Raw genomic sequence first — 3,462 nt, 5'->3', positions numbered from 1 at the left:
CGCCTCGACGCCAAAGCGCTGTCGCCGGCCGGCCGCGCGGTCGAGGCGATGGGCTGGTTCGCGATGTCGGAGGCCTCGCTCGGCCGCTATCGCGTGGTGTCGTTCGCCAGCGGGTTCGATCCGGGCACGAGCGCGATCTGCACGCCGCACAACACCAACCTCGGCGTGTTCGACGGCGCGAAACTGGTTGCGCTCGCCTATCTCTCCCGCACCGCGCCCTGGCAGTTCGGCACGCTCGATCCGCTCGAAACCGGCGGCCTGCTGATTGGCGAGGGCGAACGCGTCGGCGGCCCGGTGGCCGAATTGCATCAGCAGGACGAAGGATTGGCGTTGACCGGCGTGGCCGCCTCGCGCTCGTTCTGCGGCGGGCGCGCGATGGTGCCGAACGTGTTCGGCAAATCGATCGCCGTGGCCCGCACCATCCTGATCGCGGCCGGCTGGCAACCGGTGCGCCCGGCGGAAAAGCCCGGCCCCGACGACGCGGCGGCCGACTTGGCGAAGCACGGCGTGATCGAGGCGGATACCTGCTCGGGCACCGGCGTCGGCTATTGCAGCTACCGCTACCGCAACGCGGGCGCCGCGCTGTCGGTAGTGAGCGTCGGCGGCGACCCGGACCCGCGCAACGACAACGTGGTCGGGGCCAACGCGCAATGCGGCCCGGCCGGCGCGCAGCCATCCCATTGAGCCGGCAACGATTGATCGCGCAATAATCGAGGAACCGGCGTATGGTCACGCTCCGACTGAACGCCGCCCGGCTTTCAGTTTCGTTACTTGCCGCTCCTCCCCGACTCATGACGCGATCTCTTTCTCAATCGGCGCTGCTCTGGATCGTAGCCGCCGGCTTCTTCATGCAAGCCCTCGACACCACCATCGTCAACACGGCGCTGCCGTCGATCGCGCACGCGTTCGGCGAGGCCACGCTGTCGATGCGCTCGGTAGTGGTGGCCTACACGCTGACCATGGCGATGCTCACGCCCGCCTCGGGCTGGCTCGCCGACCGCTACGGCACGCGCTCGGTCTACTTCGCCGCGATCCTGGTGTTCTCGATCGGCTCGCTCGCCTGCGCGGCCTCGCACACCACCTCGCAACTGGTGATCGCGCGGATCGTGCAGGGCATCGGCGGCTCGATGCTGCTGCCGGTCGGGCGGCTCGCGGTGTTGCGCAGCGTGCCCGGCGAGGCCTATGTGGGCGCGCTCGCGTTCGTCTCGGTGGCGGCCCAGGTCGGCCCGATCATCGGCCCGACGCTCGGCGGCTGGTTCGCGCAGGCGCTGTCGTGGCGCTGGATCTTCTTCGTCAACGTGCCGATCGGCGCGGTCGGCCTGCTCGCCGTGTTGCGCTACCTGCCGGCGGACGGCCTCGCCGAGCGCGAGCCGTTCGACCTGATCGGTTGCGTGCTGCTGTCGCTGGCGATGCTGGCCTGCTCGCTCGCGCTCGACATGCCGGCCGTGCCCGCGCGCGGCATGTGGATCGCCGCGGCCACGCTCGGCGGCGCGCTGGCCGTGCTCGGCTACGTGGCGCACGCGCGCCGCCGCGAGCGCCCGCTGTTCCGGCTCGGCCTGTTCGCCGATCGCAAGTTCAGCACCGGCCTGATCGGCAACCTGGTGTGCCGGATCGGCACCAGCGCCGTGCCGTTCCTGCTGCCGCTGCAAATGCAGCTCGGTTTCGGCTATTCGCCGCTGCATGCGGGCCTCGTGCTGCTGCCGGCCGCGATCGCCGGCGTGATCACCAAGCGCTGGATCGCACCGCTCGTGAAGCGCTTCGGCTACGTGCCGTTCCTCAAGGTGAACACGTTGATCGTGGGCGCGTCGATTCTCGGCTTCGCGGCGATCGCCCCGCATACGCCGCTGCTGGTCGATCTCGCGTTGCTGGCCGCGTTCGGCGGCGCGAACTCGATGCAGTTCGCGGCCATGAACAGCGTCACGCTGAAGGATCTCTCGCACCGCGACGCGAGCAGCGGCAATGGCCTGTTCTCGATGGTGCAGATGCTCGCAATGGGCCTGGGCGTATCGATCGGCGGCGGCTTCGCGAGCCTGCTGGCCGGCCCCGACGGCAGCGAGTTGTTCGGTATCCGGATGAGTTTCCTGCTGGTCGGCGCGATCACGGTGGCCTCGACGTTCGTGTTCGGCTCGCTCGGCAGCCGCCCCTCCGTCGCCGGCACGCGCTGAAGAAAAAGCGCGAGCGGCCGGCCGCCGCCCCCGCTTTTTTGGCGACCTATACTTCGGACTTCGCCGAAGTGTAGTTCTGAAATCGCAAATACTTTCGACAAATTTGGCTCTCCAGAATGCTTCTCGACGCGGCGCCGACGGTGGGTCGGCAGGGCGGCACACCGATTCAGCACGAGGAGAGAACGATGAAACAGCACTGGATGGCAATGGGGTTCGCGGCGCTTGCCGGCGGGATGATCGCGACGGGCGCGCATGCGGCCGACGAGCAGGTCGTGAAGTTCGGGCTGACCGGCCCGCTCACGGGTTCGCAGGCGGCCACCGGCAAGGATGACGAGAACGGCGTGCGGCTCGCGATCGAGCGCCTGAACGCGCAGGGGCTGGTGATCGGCGGGCGCAAGACGCGCTTCGAGCTGATCTCGCAGGACGACGCCGGCGACCCGCGCACCGGCATGACGGTCGCGCAGAACCTGATCGACGCGAAGGTCAACGCGATCTTCGGCCCGTTCAATTCCGGCGTGGCGCTGCCGATCTCGGCCCCCGTCAACAACGCGAACATCGTGCTGGCCACGGTGGCGTCGAACCCGTCGATCACGCAGCACGGCTATCCGTTCGTATTCCGAATTTCCGCGAGCGACACGCAGCTCGGCGCGCGGATGGGCACGTTCGCCGCCAAACAACTGAAGGTGACGCGCATCGCCGTGGTGGACGACCGCACCGCCTACGGCCAGGGCCTCGCCGAGCAGTTCATCGCGGCCGCGAAGGCGAACGGCATCGAGGTGGTGGACCGTCAATACACCTCGGACAAGGCCACCGATTTCCTCGCGATCCTCACGCATATCAAGGGTGCCAACGCGCAAGGCGTGTTCTACGGCGGCTATTACGCGCAGGCCGGCTCGATGCGCAAGCAGATGCAGCGCCTCGGCATGAAGGGCTACCTGCTCGGCGGCGACGCAATGTGCAACGAGGAACTCGCGAAGCTCGGCGGCGATGCGGTGGACGGCAACGTGTACTGCCCGCAAGGCGGCCCGGTGTTGAGCCAGACGCCGGCCGGCCGGCAGTTCTCGGCCGACTATGCGAAGCGCTTCAACACACCGCCGCTGACCTACAGCGCGGCGCTGTACGACGGCGTGAACATCGTGGCGCAGGCGATGGTCAAGGCCGGTTCGACCGATCCGGCCAAGTATCGCGCGGCGCTGCAGGCGATCGACGCCGACGGCATCTCGGGCCACTACCGCTTCAACCAGGACCGCGACCTGACCGATTCGCCGATCACGATCTACACCTACCGCAACGGCAC

The 3,462-nt window shown here is 68.4% G+C and carries 3 protein-coding genes; all 3 read left to right on the top strand.

The window, feature by feature from the left end; translation table 11 throughout:
- Nucleotides 1-684, top strand: a 684-nt coding sequence (locus ACYP33_RS20460; protein ID WP_459623656.1) for a hypothetical protein, incomplete at its 5' end; no start/stop codon positions are given.
- Between the two features lie 107 nt (nt 685-791).
- Nucleotides 792-2,165 (top strand): DHA2 family efflux MFS transporter permease subunit, encoded by a 1,374-nt coding sequence (locus ACYP33_RS20455; protein ID WP_459623654.1) that lies wholly within the window; start codon nt 792-794, stop codon nt 2,163-2,165.
- Nucleotides 2,166-2,365: 200 nt separating this feature from the next.
- Nucleotides 2,366-3,462: branched-chain amino acid ABC transporter substrate-binding protein (locus ACYP33_RS20450; RefSeq protein ID WP_459623664.1), on the top strand; the 1,097-nt coding region annotated here is incomplete at its 3' end.

The sequence above is a fragment of the Burkholderia sp. 3C genome (genome assembly GCF_054589155.1).
This window is presented reverse-complemented; position numbering and strand designations above follow the sequence as displayed.

Excerpts from the sequence above, each read along its gene's own strand:
- ACYP33_RS20455 (WP_459623654.1), top strand. The coding sequence starts at position 792 with ATGACGCGATCTCTTTCTCAATCGGCGCTGCTCTGGATCGTAGCCGCC.